Origin of the sequence: Sphingobacterium sp. JUb56, from assembly GCF_014191365.1 — a bacterium.
GTDB classification, from domain to species: Bacteria; Bacteroidota; Bacteroidia; order Sphingobacteriales; family Sphingobacteriaceae; genus Sphingobacterium; species Sphingobacterium anhuiense.
Map to the genome: position 1 here is coordinate 2,875,006 of NZ_JACHWL010000001.1, position 19,362 is coordinate 2,894,367.

A 19,362-nucleotide genomic window follows, 5' to 3' on the forward strand; every position below is an offset into this window, starting at 1 on the left:
AAAAAAAATCATAATTTAAAGTATTATTAATAAATTATGAAAGTAGAAGTATCCTCGAATTTTAAAAAATATGCAAAAAAAACAGTGTTTTTCATATTTGTTTTTGCATTAACCTATCTTTTTCTTCTTGCTTTAGCAGTCTCTCTTACTTTAGGTTTCACATTTGCCGGCATTTGGATCTTCATGGCTAAACCAATGTTCTATACTGCGGTCTTATGTCTGGGATTATTTGCATCAGGATTATCAATTTTGTTTTTCCTCGTGAAATTCATTTTTGCTTCTACAAAAATAGACATAGGACATCTGACAGAAATAACTCAAAAAGATGAACCACAACTATTTGCACTCATTCATGAAGTAGTAAATGAAGTAAAAACCAGCTTTCCTAAAAAAGTTTTTCTGTCTTATGAAGTAAATGCTTCCGTTTTTTATAATTCTAATTTTTGGAGTATGTTCCTCCCTATCCGCAAAAACTTACAAATTGGTGTAGGTCTGATAAATGCAGTTACACATCAAGAATTAAAAGCCATATTAGCTCATGAATTTGGACACTTTTCTCAACGTAGCATGAAAGTAGGAAGTTATGTATATCATGTCAATCAAATTATTTATAACATGCTGTACAAAAATGAATCTTTAGATAGGATGTTTGAAAAATGGGGAAATGTAACAGGATATGCCACCATTTTTATTGGAATTTCAGTTTTTATCATTCAAAAGATACAAAGTATTTTAAAAAAGCTATATGAATACATCAATATCAACTACATGGCTCTTTCCCGTGAAATGGAATTCCATGCTGATGAAATTGCCGCAAACGTCGCTGGATCACAAGCCTTAGCTGATTCATTATTACGATTAAGTCTTGCAAATCATGCAATGGAAGGCGTTTTAAATTTTTACGAACAAAAAATAAATGTTAACGTTCGTAGCGAGAATATTTATCTTGAGCATCATTACGCTATGAACTTTCTAGCGAAAAAAAACAACTATTTAATCGAAAATGATCTACCACAAATTCAAATAGCAACCTTAAAAAAGTATAACAAATCAAAATTAAACCTTGAAAACCAATGGGCTACTCACCCATCCGAAGAAGACCGCGTTCAGGCTCTTTTAAATCTTAACATTGTTAAATCTGATATAATTAATACCCCTGCAATAAATCTACTTTCCAATAATGCTGCTATTGCTCTTCATATTTCTAATAAACTGTTTTCTTCTATTCAATACACAGAAAATCCTACTGTATTTCCAATAGAAATGTTTAAAACATCCTATTCCGAAATAGTAAATAAATATACTTTCGATTCCATATTTAATAACTTCTACGATCATAACAATCCTAGTGTAGAAGGTCCGCCTCTCAAATTCGAAAATAATAGCGTATCGAAATTTGAAGAATTATTTTCAGATCAATGGCGTGATGAAATCTATACATTAATTGCACTTAAAAATGACAAAGCAACCATTGAAGCTATTCATACGAATATGCTTGAAGTAAAGACATTTGATTATGATGGAGTGAGATATTTAGCTTCAGAGTCAGATCAAATTCTTCGTAGAATAGATAATGAAATCAGTGATATCGAAAATAAAATAAAAAAGAACAATTGTTTGGTATATCATTATTTCTTTCAATTGGCCAAAGAACAAGAAACTGAAGTCTTATTTGAGCAATTATATTATGATTTCGCTTCCTATCAAAAATCATTTGACAGTAAACAAAAGTTATATCAAGAGCTTATTGAAAATACACGATTTATTTTCGAGACTACACCTTTTGCAGAGATAGAAGCAAAATTCAGTGATCTCAAAAGACGTGAGATCGAACTTAAATGCGAATTGAAAAAACTCTTAGAACAACCTGGAATTACAAAAGATCTTAATGAAGAGAATCTGAACTCTTTAAATAGATACCTATCTAATGATCTTATGTATTTCAATTTTGACCAATATCAAGATGAGAACCTAGAAGTTTTATTTAATGCTATCACCAACTATAACCACTTGTTGGAAGAGAATCATTTTTTTAAGAAAAATGAATTTTTACAAATTATGTTAACGCTACAAGAAAATAACCTCAAAAAAACAAATAACCTCTAATTTCTTAAATTGTTTTCAACTACATATTACAGGGAGGCTTCATATTTGCATGCTTCCTCTATCAATCGTTCTATATCGTTTCCACATATAAATGACTGTAAATGTTTAAATTTCGCCTCATCCCAATCATAAATTTTTAAATCACGCAATGAAATAATCGTATCCGATTGAAACCTAAACTTAATATGCTTTGCCGGATTTCCAGCAACAACACTATAGGGTGCAACATCTTTTGTAACAACAGCTCCTGAAGCAATAATAGCGCCCTCTCCAATCTGAATACCCGGAAGAATCATAGCACGCATCCCTATCCAAACACCATTACCAATTATAGTATCTCCTTTACTTTGATACGATTCTACGATAGATTCAACAAAAGGATATAAACTAAACCAATCAGACCGATGAGTATTATTTCCCCCCATCAATATTACAGCTTCAGCTGCTATGCAAACATGCGAACCAATATATAACTGATCTATTACCCAGGCAGGTTCCCATTGATTTAAACTGTACACATCTCCATACAAATAACGAACAACACATTCTTCAAAATTTCCAGTCCAGGCGTTACTGTAATAACTTGTGTTGCCCTTAATATGAATATTGGGATTGGTATGAGTTTCGTGCAAATATTCAACACGGGACCAATGCTTAATCTGATCTTGTTTTGTACTCATTCTAGAATCTTTTTATGCAATTTATAAAATATTCTCAAATAGGGTACGATATGAATATGATATAGGAAGTAGTTCTAAAAAAAAGGAGTATCATTTCTGATACTCCTTTTTTTTAGAACTACGCTAAATTTTATCCTGCTAAAGCTGCTTCGACAGCAGTGGTCAGCGAAGTTGTTGGACGACCGATCAAAGTAGATAACTGTTTTTCATCATCATACAAATCACCATTTGCAGCTCCTTTATCAAAACTTGCGATAGCAGTTGCTAATCCTTCAGGTAAACCTGCTTCTATTAAAGCTTTCGCATAATCTGACTCACTTAAATTTTTATAAGGAATAACTTTCCCGGTTTGATTTGAAATCTCTTCAGCCAACTCAGCTAAGGTGTAAGCGTAGTCACCTGCTAACTCGTATACCTTATTTTGTTGATCTGCACTGGTTAAAACTACTGCTGCCGCTTCAGCATAATCAGCTCTCGCTGCAGATGCTATTTTCCCCTCTCCTGCACTACCAAATAATGCACCATTTTGTAAGGCTGTAGGAACAGAAGCGGTATAATTTTCAGTATACCAACCATTGCGCAAAATAGTAAAAGGCACACCCGATGATTTTAGAATTTCCTCCGTTAATAGATGTTCATTTGCCAACACCAATGAAGATTTATCAGCATGTAAAAGGCTCGTATATACAATCCATTCTACTCCCGCCTCTTTTGCAGCCTTGATAACGTTTTCATGTTGCGCCTGACGTTGTCCAATTTCATTTCCTGATATCAATAATAAATGATTAATTCCTTTCAATGACTCGACCAAAGTATCCGGTTTATTATAATCAAATAAGCGTGCTTCGATACCTAAGTCACGAGCTTTTTGAGTGTCACGCACTAATGCAACTAAATTGCTGCTTGCAGTTTTTTCTTTTAATTTTCCCACTACCAGACGTCCTAGATGTCCAGTTGCACCTGTTATTCCTATTTTCATAAATTCTATATTGTAATAAATTTTGTTACATTTAAAAGCAAAAAAAAACTAACGAAATTTCTTCGCGAAATTTTCCAATGTCAGCCCTTTTAACGAATTAATCACCAATTGATCGGTATCAGAATAGAGCTGATCTAACTCCTTATTAATCTGTTTACCGACTGGACATTGCGGATTCGTATTTAAATTCTTTTTACCTAGCACTTCAGTATTCTTCACTGCCACATAGATATCTGCCAATGAAATTTGGCTACTCGGCTTATTTAACCGAGAACCTCCCTCTTTGCCCTTACGTCCTATGACAAAACCTGCATCTTGCAATGCACTTAGTTCTTTCCGCACCATCGCAGCATTCGTGTTAATACTACCTGCAATCCAATCCGAGTTCACCCAATTTTCTCCACTATCAGCCAGCAATGTTAATATATGTATAGCTGTTGAAAATCTTGTATTATTCATATCACCAACAAAGTTAGGAATATTTTTTATATTGTAACAAATTTTATTACAATTGAATTTGAAATGACAATTCCCTGGAAAAAATCATAAAAATAGCATGAGATCCACAACAAGACTTAGGTCTAGATTATCCTAATGAAATATTATTAGAGATAACCCGTTGTGTATTTTAAATAGTGCTAATTTTTAAATTATTGATATTACTCTTAAAACTCCCAATATTCTTTCGTAATTTGCGAATAGGTTGTTCATTCTAAATCGTTTTGTCGTAAAAACAATTTACTGATTATCAGAGTAATGAACAACTTCTTTATAGCCCTAAATCATAATGCACAACGGGTTTCTTTAATTTATTAAATCTGTTTCAAAGGTCGTACCTCCAGTTTACATTCACCCTGGAATAATGACACCAGATACCGCTCAAACCTTTATCTTACCCAAGTGCATACTGTCTGTATTACCACCACCATAGCTCTCTACAAAAAATATAAACACTTCATACGTCACTTCCTTTTTATGTTTCGGGATTTTAACATTTTGTTTGCCAGATATTAAGCTGTCTTTCGAGTCGTTCATCAAAAGTGGATATTCACCCCCATTATCTTCTGCATTATACAGGATTAAGAAGGAATCGTAAGACCTGGTGTTAAACTTCTTCTCCAGATAAACATCATATTCCCAAGTAGCGCGAATCACTTGATTTTCTTGATCGAAATCCATCGTGTAGGAAGTGATGGGATTCGGGCTTCCTTTGGCAATCATAAATTTCTGCCAGTCAACTACAAAATCGTCTTCTTTCTGAATAAGTGCTTCGTTCAAATTATAAGACATCGCCACGTCATATGCCCGCTTAGGATAGCTGTATGCCTTATAACCAATATTGATAATGGGATTTAACATACTAATATGCGACCTCACAATTTTGAAGCGTGTTCTACTGAGCAGTTGCTCAGGTGTAGGTTCCCGTTTTTTAACGCGAGGGAGAGAACGCACATAATTTCCTGTTTTCGTTAAGACAAACACAACAGAACCTGCTTTCCCAGAAACAGTCCCATTAACGCCATTTTTGATGATTGCCATAATTACCTAACTAGTTTATAGATAATTAAGATAAACATTAAAACGGAAACAACCTAATACCAAATTTTAATTAATAGCACTTTTTAATCAATTTTTAGACAGTAATCAGTCAATATTGATACAGTCTACACTGAGTGATCACTGAGCAAGCACTGAACAAACACTGAACAAATAATGTTAAAAGGTATAATTTGGTAATCATCTGATCTTCGTTTGCTGCACCTAAAAATTAAAGAGAGGAACCTCCGGTTGTGTAACAAAAATATTCTGGCTGAAACTCATTGCCCTTAACAAAACTGATGAAATGGAAGAAATAAGCATAAGCCTGCTCCGGCTCGCATGAAAAAACAGTTTACTGATTATCAGAGTAATGAACAACTTATTTGTCTTATTTATAGCCCTAAATCATAATGCACAACGAGTTAGAGATATATTAAATCAAACTATTTATAATTTTTTTATCAAGAATTTTGGCAAAATTACCCAGTTGTTTCAGTTTAAATTTCAATTCATTGTTCCAAGGAAGTCCATAACAAAGCCTCATACAGCTATTATATTGATCTTGTAGGGTAAACATCCGTCCTGGTGCAATACTTATATTGTGTTTAAGTGCAAATTCGTACAGTTCGGCCGTATCTATGTTTTCATTAAACTCAACCCATAATGCAAGTCCTCCTTGTGGACGACTTATTTTAGTTCCTTCCGGAAAGTATGAAGCGATAGTCTGGGCATAATGCTGAAAGTTGTCAGATAGTGTACTTCGAAGATGTCTAAGATGATTGTCGTACCGTCCAGATTTTAAAAAGTTTCCTACAGCTTCGTGGACCACGGATGTTGAAGATATAGCATGTACGAGTTTTAACTTTAAAATCTGCTCTTTATACTTGCCCGGAGCAATCCAACCTACCCGATAACCTGGTGCCAAAGTCTTTGAAATAGAACTGCACCAAAGCACATTTCCTTCTGTATCGTAAGATTTACAGCATTTAGGTCTTGTAGAACCAAAATACAAATCTCCATATACATCATCCTCTATTATTGGAATATGATGCTTTGCTAATAAATGAACAATTTCATATTTATTACTATCGGGAATACAGCTTCCCAACGGGGTATTATAATTTGGTACTAAGAGACATACATGAATAACTGGTATTATTTTTTTTAACGACTCGATATCAATTCCTGTAATCGGATGGGTTGCCACTTCAATAACTTGTAATCCTAGACTTATTGCAAGCTGTAAAATACCAGGATAACAGGGACTTTCTAATGCTAAAGTATCACCCGGTTTAGTTAATGCCATTAAACATAAAGATAAAGCATGCATACCTCCATTAGTCGTTACCAAATCACTTTCTTGTAACTTCCCTCCCCATGCTAATGATCGGACAGCAATCATTCTTCGTAATTTTGAATTTCCTTCTATTGGTTCATATTCAGTTCCACCTTCCTTTAACGCCCTTGTAGCGAGAATAAGTTCTTTTTTCAATTTTGCTAATGGCAACAAATTACCAGAAGGAATGCCAATAGAGAATAGTGTCAGATCTGATTTTCCCATATTTGCATATACCCGACTAATAAGTTCCTTTGGCTCGACATTGTCAATGCCTAGTGAAGTTTTACTTACTTCCGTTAATGGAATCTTTAGGTAAGACGCCGGACTAACAAAATAACCAGACTGAGGCTTGGATTGAATAAGAGACTGTGCTTCTAATTCAAGAAATACACGTTTGACAGTGTTCACACTTACCCCTTGCTCATGACTGAACGTTCGGATTGATGGCAGGCGATCACCAGGTTGCAATAAGCCACTTTTAATTTGACTACTGATTTTACGAGCAATTTCATCGTATAAAAAATCTCTTTTCATAATATAAATATAACTGTATCCATTAAATAAATCAAAACTGATACTGTGCTCATAAATGATGTTCATGTACTTTTGATCAAATGAAAATTTAATGAGAAAAACAGCTATAAATTATGAAACAAAGATTCGATCTAACGGATGGATTAATGGCATTATAGGCGTATTATTATTCAGCGGCTCTCTTCCTGCAACAAGAATTGCGGTATTAGATTTAAATCCTATATTTCTAACAGTTTCCCGTGCCACTATTGCTGGGTTACTTGCTTTAGGCGCATTAATAATTTTTAAAGAGAGAAAACCTACACAAAAACAAATTATTCCTTTGTTTATAGTTGCAGTCGGTGTTGTAATTGGCTTCCCTCTTTTAAGCGCTTTAGCACTACAATATCTTACATCCGCAGATTCACTTGTATTTTTAGGACTACTTCCACTTGCAACCGCTAGTTTTGGCGTGCTTCGAGGTGGTGAAAGGCCGAAACCTTTATTCTGGTTATTCTCAATAATAGGTAGCCTTTTTATAATAGGTTATGCTATTGCACAAGGAATAACAACCTCACCACTTGGTAATTCACTGATGTTAGTTGCCGTGATACTGTGTGGATTAGGATATGCAGAAGGGGCGAAACTCTCAAAAACATTGGGGGGCTGGCAAGTAATTTCCTGGGCGCTAGTCTTATCACTGCCATTTATGATACCCCTAGTATTTTTTTACAGACCACTATCATTTGCAAACGTAGATATAAAGGCATGGTTCGGGCTAGCATACGTCTCTATTTTTAGCATGTTTATAGCTTTCATATTTTGGTATAAAGGATTAGCTCAAGGAGGAATTGCATCTATTGGACAGTTACAATTACTTCAACCGTTTCTTGGACTAGCGGTAGCATCAATTTTTTTGAATGAAAAAGTAAGTCTTAATATGATAGGAATAACGATGGCTGTCATACTCTGCGTTGCAGGATCAAAAAAATATGCTAAATAATAAATCCTATTTAAAATAAAATTATGTTTATACCCAATAATTTTAAAATTGAGCATGAAGCTGAGCAGATTGCTTTCATGAAAAAATATAGCTTTGCCACTATAATTACAGTAAAGAATAATATTCCAATTGCTACACAGCTACCTTTTGTTGTAAACGACAATTCAGATAAACTTATTCTTACTGCCCATTTTGCAAAAAATAATGAACAAGTCGCGTATATTTCAAAAAATACTTCGCTAGTTATCTTTACCGAACCCCATGCTTATATATCTCCTCAACATTATGATAAAGTAGAAAGCGTACCTACTTGGGATTATATTGCTGTTCATGCTTATGGAACTGCAAAAATTATAACTGATGAAGAGGCTAAAATCAATGCTTTAGAGCAAATGATTTTATTTTATGAAAAAGATTACTTACAACAGTGGAATAATCTTTCTGAAAAATTCAAAAAGGGAATGATGCAAGGTATAGTGATCTTCGAGTTAGAGGTAAATGAGTTACAAGGGCAGAAGAAATTAAGTCAAAATAAAACAAAAGAAGAACGTCAACGAATTATACATCAACTAAAAAGTAGTCCAAGTAAAATAGATAACGATCTTGCTTCATACATACAGGATACTTTATAATTGATAAATCGACAGGTCGTTACTATGAGCAGTTAGTTTTAAGAAACTAAATAATGAACTCAATTATTAGATTTCTTACATTTTATTAAAAAAAAGGGTTGACTTTCATCAATTTCCTCAATTTCAAATAGCCCAACATGCTTAAACTCGGATTCAATAGCATGCTCATCATAGAAAAAAAGCTTTACTCCTTCGAATACTTCATAACGATCCTTATCAATATATCTTCCTTTTTTGTAACTATTAGCCTTCTTAGAAATTGCCGTAAAAAACATATATCCGTTGACTTTGAGTTGATCATAACAATCCTGAATTAGTTTAATCCTTTCTTGGCTGTCCAATAAATGAATTAAAGCATAACAAAATATACCATCATATTTATTTAGATCAAAAGGCATATCAGTAACAGATCCATTAAAAATCAGCATATCCGATCCATAATGAGCCCTCGCCATCTTGATTGCTGTCTTCGATATTTCTATTCCCGTAACACCCATACCCTTATCTTTAAAAACCTGAGCATTACGACCATACCCTATTCCCGGGATAAGTACATTTTTAACAAGCTCTTCGATAAAAAAATCAGCCGTTAAAACCGCTGCTTTTGCTGGTTCGAAACCCCACATTTCATTTTTTTCAACAAAAGCAGATTCCCAAAATTCTGCTTTTTCTTCTTTATTTTTCATTTCTATAATCTAAATACCTCCGTCACTTGAAAAATAATACGCAATCCCCAAGTGACCAAAAGTAAAGTAAGAAAATTCTGTTAAAACATTACTGTTTAGTGAATTTTGGATTAATAAACTCCCATTCTTTGATATGTGCTGGTTGATGTTGATGATCTACTACAGTATCAAATTTTTTAATTAGTTCTGGATGCTGAGCGGCTAAATCCTGCTCTTCCTTTCTATCATTTTCAAGATCAAAAATCATCCAAGGTGTCTTACTGTAGCCTTTCTTACGGACATCTAATTTAACAGCTTTCCATTTCCCTAAACGGATTGCGATCTGTCCTCCGTTTTCAGGATATTCCCAATATAAAAAATCATGATCTTGTTGTTCATCTGTTTTTCCCAAAAGTGTTGGCAATAATGAAATACCATCGGTATTTTCAAGTTTTTGACCAGTGACTGCAGCTATTGTGGCCATAATATCATACTGCGCTGATGCAAAATCAGATTTCACTCCCGCCGAAATATTTCCTGGCCAAGATGCAATAAAAGGCACACGGATCCCCCCTTCGAATACATCCATTTTTAGACCTCTTAAGTCACCTACGCTTTTAAAGAATTTTGGATTTACACCGCCATTAAATGTCGTGCCATTATCACTAGAAAACATAATGATTGTATTCTCATCAAGACCTAGCTCCGAGATTCGGTTCATTATTTTACCGACCTGAGCATCCAAATAAGTAATCATTGCAGCATATGTTGCATAAGGATATTTAGTAGCTGCATATCCTTGCTGTCCATAGTAAGGTTTTTCATCAAAAACACCTTTGTACATATCAATATATTCTTGAGGTGCCTGCAATGACACATGTGGTTGCGTAAATGGCAGATAAAGAAAAAATGGCTGTTCCTTATTCTCTGAAATAAATTTGAGTGCTTTTTCAGCCATTAGATCAGTTGCATATTCCTTCCCTATATAATAGTCAAAATCTGCGTCTGTCGCTGTAGCTGGATTAAGTGCCTTATGCACATCCATTACAGGGTTGTTCAATGTTAATCGCACATCATTTTCCCATAAGTGAGTTGGATAAAAATTGTGAGCTTGTTTCTGATCTAAAACCGAGATATAATAATCAAATCCCTGTCTCAAGGGGCTGCCTGATGTATTATTCATACCTAATCCCCACTTACCCGCCATAGCTGTACGATATCCAATCTGCTTCAGCATCTTAGGAATGGTTAATGTGCCTTCCGGCAGGGGCATCTGCCCACCTTCAAGACTATCAGGAAATCCACCAAGTTCATAATTACCACGAATATAAGCATGCCCACCATGCTTACCGGTCATAAGCATAGCACGGGATGGTGCACAAACCGGAGTACTAGCATAATGTTGTGTAAAAGTCATCCCCTTCTCAGCCAATTTTAATAGATTAGGAGTTTTTATTTTCTGCTGCCCATAAGGTTCAATCTCACCATACCCCAAATCATCTGCATAAATATATATGATATTAGGTTTAGTACTCCTTTGTGCATAAATGTTTCCAATAGCAAAAAATAGACTTACTAAGGTGCATATGTTTAAATTTCTAATCATCTTTATGGTTATTTTTTTTACAAAAACTACACGTGTAATATGTCGTTAAGTATTTAATATAAAAGGTATAATTCAAATTTATTATTATAGTCACAAAATAATAAAAAATGAATGCTTCCACCTAAAATACTTTTACTTTATCAGATATGGTCATCAATAAAAAAATATCAACTTCAATAGTTATTAAAAAAAATTCAGAATGAAGCTAAAGGAAAGATGCAAATTATTAAAAGAATAAAGATTATCGAACTAAGTTGGAATATTCAAATCAAAAAAAAATAGCCCTAAGGCTATTTTTTTTAAATAATTCACTGTTAAAAACATGAATTAGCGATTTCCAGTAGTAATTACAATTTCATTACTATTAACAAGATCATGGTGAGAAATTTTAAAGCCCTTTACTTTTTTCCCATCAATTGAAATACCATTAATATACCCTGCATCACCTTTACGATCCCTTTTGATAATCAACTTATCTTTACCATGATGATATTTTGAATCTAAATGTATCGTCACCTTATCAAATACGGGAGTTACAACCGTATACTCCGGCCTCCCTGGACATAACGGATATATCCCCATCATATTCATAGATGCCCAAGTAGACATTGTGCCTGTATCGTCATTACCAGGTATTCCTCCTGGTGCATTCTTAAAATGAGTTTCTAAAATCTCCGTTACTAATTTTTGAGTACGCCACTCCTCACCTTCGATTTCCGAAAAGATATGCGGATAAAGCATATCAGGTTCATTAGTTACGTCAAAATATCCTTTATCAAAAGTAGCTTGAAGTTTTTCCACAAAATTACGCTTACCCCCCATTAATTTCACTAATCCAGCAATATCATGTGGAATAGCAAAAGTATAATTCCAAGCATTTCCTTCATGGAAACCAGGATTTGGTTCGAAATTAGCACCTTGCAAAGGATCAAAAGGGGTTAGAAATTTACCATCAGGAAGTATAGGTCTAAAAGTTCCATACTCTTTTGAATAGTAGTGCTTATAACCTTTTGCCCGCTCAGCAAACATTTTGGCATCTTCTTTCTTTCCTAGTGAAGCCGCGAACTGTGAAAGGTTCCAGTCTGCAAGGAAATACTCAATTGAATGAGACACTGAGTTATCAAATTTGGCACGTAGTGGTACGTAACCGTATTTTACATAATCAGCATTATCAGGACGAATTTTATTGGTACTATCTATAGTTGTTGCTGATTTATAAAACGCCTCATATGCAGCTTCATGATCATAATCTCGAATACCTTTCATCCATGCATCAACGATAACGGGAATTGCGGGATCTCCATCCATGGTATAAGATTCGCGACCATACAGCTCCCATTTAGGCATCCATCCGCTTTCTTTATAAATATCGATCATAGAACGGATCATCTCTGTTTGTCGGTCAGGAAACAATAAACTCATTAACGGCTGGACATTGCGGTAAGTATCCCATAGAGAAAATACAGTATAACGATTTCCTGACGTTTTTAATGTTTGACGGGTCTCCATAGCTGGATATTGTCCATTAACATCCTGAAGAATATTTGGATGAATTAAAGCATGGTACAATGCTGTATAGAAGACTGTTTTCTGATCTTCAGTACCACCTTCAACTTCGATTTTCGACAAATCTTCATTCCATCTCTTAGAAGCGGCTAATCTTATTTGATCAAATCCGCCTTTGGGTTGTTCTTGATCTAAATTTTGTCTTGCATTTTCAACACTTACGAAGGAGACTCCCACCTGAACTTCAACCTGCTCGTTTTCAGAAGTTTCAAAACTTAAATAAGCACCAATATCATCCCCGGACATTTCGTTATGATATGCTGTAAAAACTTTATACTTTCCAGCATCCTTATTCCAATCGTTTTCCCAAACTTCTCCTTGCTTCTGAAATTTCCAGTATCCCTTTTCCGAAGGTTTCTTACTCAACCTTAAGACAAAATAAATCGGATATACAGCTTGATTATTAACATAACAAAATGATCCCAATAACTTTGAACCTTCAATCTCTCGATCGTTAACAAATCGCATCGTAGCTCCCGTTTCATTCGTTAACCCTTCACCTAAATTAAGTAAAATATGGCTTTTACCCTTCGGAAAGGTAAATCTGGAAATTCCTGTTCGTAGTGTCGCTGTAGCTTCAGTTTTCACACCATATTTATCTAAATAATTGGTATAATAACCCGGTGCGGCACTTTCATTTTTGTAAGTACTTCCATAATTCCGATAATCGACATCAAGACGGCCTGTTGTTGGCATCAGCAAAAGACTCCCCATATCTGGACATCCTACACCGCTCAGGTTAACATGAGAAAATCCCGTAAAAAACTTATTATTATATTCATAGGGAGTAGACCACCATTGTGCATCCTTATTAAATTTGTTCAAAGATGACCCCATGACATTAAAAGGCGAAACGTTCATCAGCCCCTGCGGAACCTGTGCACCCGGATTAGTCGTACCATAGTTAGTTGTTCCAATAAATGGATTAACATATTCTACTGGTTTTTTTTGCGCCAATGTCGCATGCGAAAGAAAGAGAAAAATAAAACTATGACCGAGACTACGCCAATTTATAGTTTTATTTAAAATAAGTACTTTTTGTCGTTTTGGTAGAGACTCTGTACAAATACGACCAAACTTAAAGGTTTTATATGTACTATTTAACCATGATTTGACAATTCTAAAATCTTTCAAAGTAACTAAGGTTTTTATTTTCATTTATTTTAATAAATTATTATTGCGCCATTTAAATAGGAATGCCACAATCTTTTTTAGCATTTAAATTATCGATCTACGTTATTAATTTGAGAATTACCCTAATCTATCTCCCTCTCACGGCTTACATTTTCATTCAGCTTTCCAGATAATTATATCAATTTTAATAATCTACATTTCAAGAAAAGATGACCTTGAACTCTATTCTAATAGGAGTGATAGTAGCATTAGAATAATTTCGTAAAAAATTCACATCAGATGTGTAGACTTACCTGTGAAATATGGATGCGCTCCCATCAAAGATTAAGATTGCACCTATTCTCATCAAATAAGAAATAAGGATTATCCTAGCTACAATAATACATATAATTAGATGATCATACAATACAGAGTCATCCTTAAACAAAATTCAGCGCATCCTTCATTTTATTTAAGATAGAGCAATATTGTTTTAATCTCTTCTCAAATTTAAATCTTCATTTTTATTAATCAATACGCGTATTTTTATTTCTTGTCTTATGGCAAGCAGTACTAAACAAAATAAGGTTATAATTGTTAAAACTAAATTGTTTGAAATAGAAACAAGTATAAACGGTCTACCGTTAGGATTTAAAAAATTTATACTAGAAAACAATGGAATTTGCACACTTCACCAATTAAAAAAAAATGAAAATACTAATAAAATTTATGCTTACACTAGGTGTCAGTATAACTCTTCCCTGTATCATGGCCAAAGCTGCTGATAAAATTGCTGTAATAAATAACGTTACGCGAATAATTGAAAAAAATGTCCCTCCTGTCATTTTAAATCAGGACGGAAATATTGATTCATTAATCCAATATTTTCAATACACAACCAAATCATTAAAAGATGACATATCAGGATTAAGTGAAGCACAACTACAATTTAGTCCTGGAGAAGGAAAATGGTCAATAGGTCAATGTCTAGAGCATATCATACGCTCAGAAAGTCTGTTATTTGAAATGGCAAAAAAAGAATTGGGAAAAGCGCCACAGCCTAACCGGAAAAATGAAGTCAAATCAACTGATCAAGGTCTCATAAACATGATGACTGATCGAAGTCAAAAATTTCAGGCACCAAAAGAACTGCAACCCACAGGAAAATATAAAGATAGCAAAGTAGCAATAAAGGACTTTCTAGCAGCTAGAGAGCCTGTTTTATTATACATCAAAAATGCAAATATAGATGACCTTCGCAATCACATCAGTGACTACCCAACAGGCGTAGTTGATGGTTATCAAAACCTACTTTTTATCGCCGCTCACTGTGCTAGACACACTAAACAGATTGAAGAAGTATTAGCAGATCCAAATTTTCCAAAAAAATAAATTATGAAAAACCAAACATATCAAATCGACATTCAAGCACCAGCTTCAGTAGTATTTCACAAAATGCTAGATAAAGAAACCTATAAATTATGGACTTCCGAATTCAACCCTACATCAGATTATGAAGGAGGATGGAATAAAGGTGATAAAATTTACTTTATTGGACAAAATAAAGAGGGTAAACGTGAAGGTATGGTAGCTAAAATTTTAGAAAATATCCCTAATGAATTTGTTTCCATTTATCATTACGGAATATTGGATGGAGATATAGAAATAACAGAGGGACCTGCAGTCGAAAGCTGGGCAGGAGGTACAGAGAACTATCATTTTAAAGAACATAATGGAATAACAAATGTAACTGTTAAAGTAGATACCACAGAAGAATACCTATCTTACTTTTATGAAACTTGGCCCAAAGCCTTATCAAGATTAAAAGAAATTTGCGAATAATACCTATAACTATTCATTATGTTTGAAACAGTTGAGAATTACTATCACAGTAAAAAAGAACCAATAAAAAGTTGTTTACTAGCATTAAAAGAAATTATTCTCAGACTGGATCCGCTTATAACAGAAACGCAGAAATGGGGCATGCCCTGTTTCTGCTATAAAAATAGAATATTTTGTTATCTGTCAATAGATTCAAAAAAAGATATTCCCTATATCATGATGGTAGAAGGCAGACATTTAGATATTCCAGCTCTTCAATCGGGAAATCGTTCTAAAATGAAAGTTTTTTATGTTGATCCCAACGCAGACTTCGATTTAGTTACGATCAATCACATCATGCAAGAAGCACTGAATCTTTATAGAAACGGCTTACTGAAAACAAGTACAAAAAATACATAAACAAAAATCCTCAACAATATAGCTACCCTATTATAAAGAATAACAATAGGTTAATCTAGGATCATACACTATCAATTCTATGATCACACACCTCCACCCAAGTACAACCCTAGGATCATACAACACGAAGTATACGATGATACTAGATCCACTAAACATACAGGCCTTCTGTACCTTTTCTATGCACAATATTCCCACATCAAATAACCAATGTAGCTTATTATATACTTATACGGTAAGCTATGATACATCACATAAATCGTAATGAAATAAAAATTTTACATATATATAGTAATTGTTGGTCTATAAATTGATTGTATTAAGTTATGGCAAGATTTTTAAAAGTAATATTCTTATTAGCTATTATTGCGGTCTTCGGATGGTTGCTATGGTCTAAGTTTGAAAACAAAACTACAAAAGTTACAACACATCAACTTTTGATCGAGCGAATAGAAGCAATGGGCAAGCTTGAATTGGTCAAATATAGATTTAGCGATGTTGTTGAACATAAAAATATTACAACATTCTTACCCGACGCAAGTGTACTACTTATCATAAAAGCAGATGCCGTTGGATGTATCGATTTAACAAAAGTCAAACAAGAAGATATTGAAGTTTTTGGAGACTCTGTTTCTATGCGTTTACCTTTACCTGAAATTTGCTACATAAAGATAGATCATAAATCTTCCCGAGTTTACGACACCAAAATGGCATTCTTTCGAGAAGCTGACCTTGTAGATGAAGCCTATAAAAATGCGGAAAAGGAGATTGCAACCGAGGTAAAAAAATCAGACATATTGCAACAAACCCGAGCAAATGCGCTAAATGTTTTCACCCCTTTACTTAAAGGACTAGGTTTTAATAAAATTAGTTTGTCTTTCGAATAATACATCGATTAACATATTTTAATTGCAATCAATAAACGCGCAAATCGGAAGTTATGATTAAATCATAACTTCATAATTAGATCAAAATTTCACATCAAAAAAAATAAAACGAATTATTTTTTTTAGGAATCAACTTCATAAATAGTCATGATTATTTGACAGTATAGCTATACTGTCAAATAATATACAATTATTAAAGTCGATCAACATTTCTAAAACTTAAAATGAAATCAATCTATTGATATGAACGATCTAAATGCAACGCCATTTGTATATTACAACGTTTATAAGGCGTATTTCGTCCTGCTATTTTTTTAAATCCTAATTTATGATATAAATTAATTGCTGGCTTTAAAATAGTATTACTTTCTAAATACAAATTTTGCGCGCCTAATTCCTTTGCTTTCTTTAATACCGCCTGCCCCAATAGAAATCCAATATTTTTCCCTTGTGCGCTCGGTGAAACTGCCATTTTAGCCATTTCATAATCATAATCTTCTTGATGCATTTTAATCAAAGCACAAACCCCTACAGGCTTATTGTTATAAAGTGCGACCAATATTACACCCCCCTTATCCAAAATATAATCTTGAGGATTATTTAACGCTTTATAATCAGCCTCTTCCATTTCAAAATAAGTAGAAATCCATTCTTCATTGAGCGATCTAAAGGCCTCCTGATATTCCGGTTTATACGGAACAATTTCTACAGCTTGACTTTCCCGTATTTTTTTTTGTTCATTTACTCGCTTAAGCAGTGATTTTTGTTCCAAAAGAAACTCCCATTCTTCTATTGCTTCCCAAAGATTATGTGTAGCTTCCTCGATTATCATTTCAATTGCCGCATCGACATCTTGACATGAAACCCGTATCTTATCGTTCAACTTCTTTCCTTTTTCAGTCAAACCTACAACATTTCGACGCTTATCATTTGTCAATAAGTTATCTTTGACCAATCCAGCAGAAGTCATTTCTCTTATTATTTTCGTAACCGAAGGTTGAGAATGTCCAATTTCATTTGCTATTTCAGTTATTGTTTTTTCACCTTCTTCAGCCAAAATAAAGAAAACGGGAAACCATTTCGGTAAAAATTCCACGTGATAAAGTTCGTAAATCTGTGCCGCATCTTCTGTTACTTTATTGGTCAGCAATCGAAGCCTGCTACCTAAAGCCATTTTACCTGTTTTGTTAAAAAAATCCATTCTATTTGTTTGATTTATAATTTTATACTTGCTTATCGCTAATAACTTTCGCTTTGATTGGGAAAAGAAACTGATTTGACGTCCTCAATATAATGACGGGTAGCTTCAGACATTACCGTATGTAAATCTGCGTATCGACGTAAAAACTTGGGCGAAAATTCATCATTCATTCCCATAACATCCTGTATAACCAGAACCTGTCCATCCACTCCAGAGCCAGCAGCAATTCCAATTGTTGGTATTTTTAGCATATCTGAAATCTTTGTTGCAGTATGTGATGGAATTTTTTCACCACGATCTTTCATCTCTTGTAGCGTTCTTTTTGTGTTTTTAGATGTTTTCTTTAAATAGTTTGACATATTGATAAAATAAATACTAAACATCATAACCAATTACATAACTGATTATGCAAATGTATTAAAATATTTATTTTTCTAAAAATTTTTTATTTGGCACCTCTTAAATTTTCCATTTCAAAACCTACCTATTTAATGATTTACTTAACTTTACAAATCCCTTTCTATCCGTTACGATATTACTCAAACAAAAAACTATAATCAGTACGAGAACTTACCTTCAAAAAATAACATTTATTAATACACAAAAACAAAATGAATACACGTAAAAATAACTTTTATGTCATCACAGGAGGGCCTGGAGTGGGCAAAACCACCTTGATTGATGCTTTAAAGTGTAAAGGATATTCTACGGTTGCAGAAGATGCCCGATCAATCATTAAACAGCAGATACTAAAAAGAGGAGATGCTTTACCCTGGAAAAATAAAGATTTATATGCTTTATTACTGCTTAATGCATCAGTAAAAAGCTATCATGCAATATCCAATAAGAACGATAGTATTTACTTCTTTGATCGCGGTATAGTAGACACCATTTGTTATGCAGAAATGATTAACTTCAAAATTCCTACTGAAATGCTTCAAAATGCAAAAACCCATAAATACAATAGCACTGTATTTATACTTCCACCTTGGGCACAGATCTATACAACTGACGATGAAAGAAAACAATCATGGGAAGAAGCTCTCTGTACATTTGAAATTATGAAAAAAACTTATTTTGATAATGGTTATAATGTAATAGAAGTACCTATAGGAGCTGTTGATCTAAGGGTAGATTTTATATTGAAGCATATATAAACTTTTCCAGATCTCAATATTTCTGAGCAGTTGCTCAAAATAAAAAAATTCATCTCGATCATTTGTCAAAATGAAAAACAATTTCAACAATCAAAATTCGTAATAATAAAGCAGTTACATTTGACCAATCCTTGA

The 19,362-nt window shown here is 33.7% G+C and carries 18 protein-coding genes; 8 read left to right on the top strand and 10 right to left on the bottom strand.

What is annotated here, in order from left to right; genetic code table 11:
- The first annotated feature begins 36 nt into the window (after nt 1-36).
- Entirely contained in the window at nt 37-2,106 is a 2,070-nt protein-coding gene (locus FHR29_RS12130) for a M48 family metalloprotease (protein ID WP_183914939.1), read from the top strand.
- A gap of 26 nt (nt 2,107-2,132) precedes the next feature.
- On the opposite strand, the gene FHR29_RS12135 is transcribed toward FHR29_RS12130, so the two are convergent.
- The 5 genes from FHR29_RS12135 to FHR29_RS12155 all read right to left on the bottom strand — a co-directional run bounded on the left by FHR29_RS12135 (nt 2,133) and on the right by FHR29_RS12155 (nt 7,243).
- Complete coding sequence (locus FHR29_RS12135; protein ID WP_183914941.1) at nt 2,133-2,786, bottom strand: CatB-related O-acetyltransferase; 654 nt, start codon at nt 2,784-2,786, stop codon at nt 2,133-2,135.
- Between the two features lie 130 nt (nt 2,787-2,916).
- On the bottom strand, nt 2,917-3,765 hold the full coding sequence (locus tag FHR29_RS12140; RefSeq protein ID WP_183914943.1) for an SDR family oxidoreductase: 849 nt from the start codon (nt 3,763-3,765) through the stop codon (nt 2,917-2,919).
- Between the two features lie 48 nt (nt 3,766-3,813).
- Entirely contained in the window at nt 3,814-4,224 is a 411-nt protein-coding gene (locus FHR29_RS12145) for an Rrf2 family transcriptional regulator (protein WP_021189475.1), read from the bottom strand.
- A 420-nt stretch (nt 4,225-4,644) separates the two neighbouring features.
- A complete protein-coding gene (locus FHR29_RS12150) occupies nt 4,645-5,304 on the bottom strand; it encodes a DUF6266 family protein (protein WP_183914945.1) in 660 nt (219 codons plus the stop codon).
- A 433-nt stretch (nt 5,305-5,737) separates the two neighbouring features.
- Nucleotides 5,738-7,243 carry a PLP-dependent aminotransferase family protein gene (locus FHR29_RS12155; RefSeq protein WP_260292078.1) on the bottom strand — a complete coding sequence of 502 codons (1,506 nt, stop codon included), beginning with the start codon at nt 7,241-7,243 and terminating at the stop codon, nt 5,738-5,740.
- Between the two features lie 25 nt (nt 7,244-7,268).
- Here FHR29_RS12155 and FHR29_RS12160 point away from each other — a divergent pair, with 25 nt between their 5' ends.
- Nucleotides 7,269-8,159: a DMT family transporter gene (locus tag FHR29_RS12160; RefSeq protein ID WP_183914947.1), complete on the top strand. Its 891-nt coding sequence runs from the start codon at nt 7,269-7,271 to the stop codon at nt 8,157-8,159.
- 23 nt (nt 8,160-8,182) lie between these two features.
- Nucleotides 8,183-8,791, top strand: coding sequence for an FMN-binding negative transcriptional regulator (locus FHR29_RS12165; RefSeq protein ID WP_183914949.1), 609 nt, complete (start codon nt 8,183-8,185; stop codon nt 8,789-8,791).
- Nucleotides 8,792-8,850: 59 nt separating this feature from the next.
- Here the strand turns inward: FHR29_RS12165 and FHR29_RS12170 are convergent, their stop codons facing one another.
- The 3 genes from FHR29_RS12170 to FHR29_RS12180 all read right to left on the bottom strand — a co-directional run bounded on the left by FHR29_RS12170 (nt 8,851) and on the right by FHR29_RS12180 (nt 13,786).
- Nucleotides 8,851-9,477: a bifunctional 2-polyprenyl-6-hydroxyphenol methylase/3-demethylubiquinol 3-O-methyltransferase UbiG gene (locus FHR29_RS12170; RefSeq protein ID WP_183914951.1), complete on the bottom strand. Its 627-nt coding sequence runs from the start codon at nt 9,475-9,477 to the stop codon at nt 8,851-8,853.
- An 88-nt stretch (nt 9,478-9,565) separates the two neighbouring features.
- Nucleotides 9,566-11,062, bottom strand: a complete 1,497-nt coding sequence (locus FHR29_RS12175; RefSeq protein ID WP_183914953.1) for an arylsulfatase — start codon at nt 11,060-11,062, stop codon at nt 9,566-9,568.
- A 327-nt stretch (nt 11,063-11,389) separates the two neighbouring features.
- Entirely contained in the window at nt 11,390-13,786 is a 2,397-nt protein-coding gene (locus FHR29_RS12180) for a GH92 family glycosyl hydrolase (protein WP_183914955.1), read from the bottom strand.
- Nucleotides 13,787-14,449: 663 nt separating this feature from the next.
- Between FHR29_RS12180 and FHR29_RS12185 the strand changes: the two genes are divergently transcribed.
- From FHR29_RS12185 to FHR29_RS12200, 4 genes are all read left to right on the top strand, one after another.
- On the top strand, nt 14,450-15,133 hold the full coding sequence (locus FHR29_RS12185; RefSeq protein ID WP_183914957.1) for a DinB family protein: 684 nt from the start codon (nt 14,450-14,452) through the stop codon (nt 15,131-15,133).
- A 3-nt stretch (nt 15,134-15,136) separates the two neighbouring features.
- Complete coding sequence (locus FHR29_RS12190; protein ID WP_183914967.1) at nt 15,137-15,583, top strand: SRPBCC domain-containing protein; 447 nt, start codon at nt 15,137-15,139, stop codon at nt 15,581-15,583.
- An 18-nt stretch (nt 15,584-15,601) separates the two neighbouring features.
- Entirely contained in the window at nt 15,602-15,982 is a 381-nt protein-coding gene (locus tag FHR29_RS12195) for a DUF1801 domain-containing protein (protein ID WP_132845423.1), read from the top strand.
- A gap of 326 nt (nt 15,983-16,308) precedes the next feature.
- Nucleotides 16,309-16,869 carry a DUF4230 domain-containing protein gene (locus FHR29_RS12200; protein ID WP_021190778.1) on the top strand — a complete coding sequence of 187 codons (561 nt, stop codon included), beginning with the start codon at nt 16,309-16,311 and terminating at the stop codon, nt 16,867-16,869.
- A gap of 235 nt (nt 16,870-17,104) precedes the next feature.
- Here FHR29_RS12200 and FHR29_RS12205 read toward each other — a convergent pair whose 3' ends face one another.
- The gene (locus tag FHR29_RS12205) at nt 17,105-18,070 is read right to left on the bottom strand and encodes a bifunctional helix-turn-helix transcriptional regulator/GNAT family N-acetyltransferase (RefSeq protein WP_183914969.1); all 966 of its coding nucleotides are present in this window, start codon (nt 18,068-18,070) and stop codon (nt 17,105-17,107) included.
- Between the two features lie 38 nt (nt 18,071-18,108).
- Nucleotides 18,109-18,429, bottom strand: a complete 321-nt coding sequence (locus FHR29_RS12210; protein WP_221197854.1) for a 3-methyl-2-oxobutanoate hydroxymethyltransferase — start codon at nt 18,427-18,429, stop codon at nt 18,109-18,111.
- 252 nt (nt 18,430-18,681) lie between these two features.
- Here FHR29_RS12210 and FHR29_RS12215 point away from each other — a divergent pair, with 252 nt between their 5' ends.
- Nucleotides 18,682-19,227, top strand: coding sequence for an AAA family ATPase (locus FHR29_RS12215; RefSeq protein WP_183914973.1), 546 nt, complete (start codon nt 18,682-18,684; stop codon nt 19,225-19,227).
- The last annotated feature ends 135 nt before the right edge of the window (nt 19,228-19,362 follow it).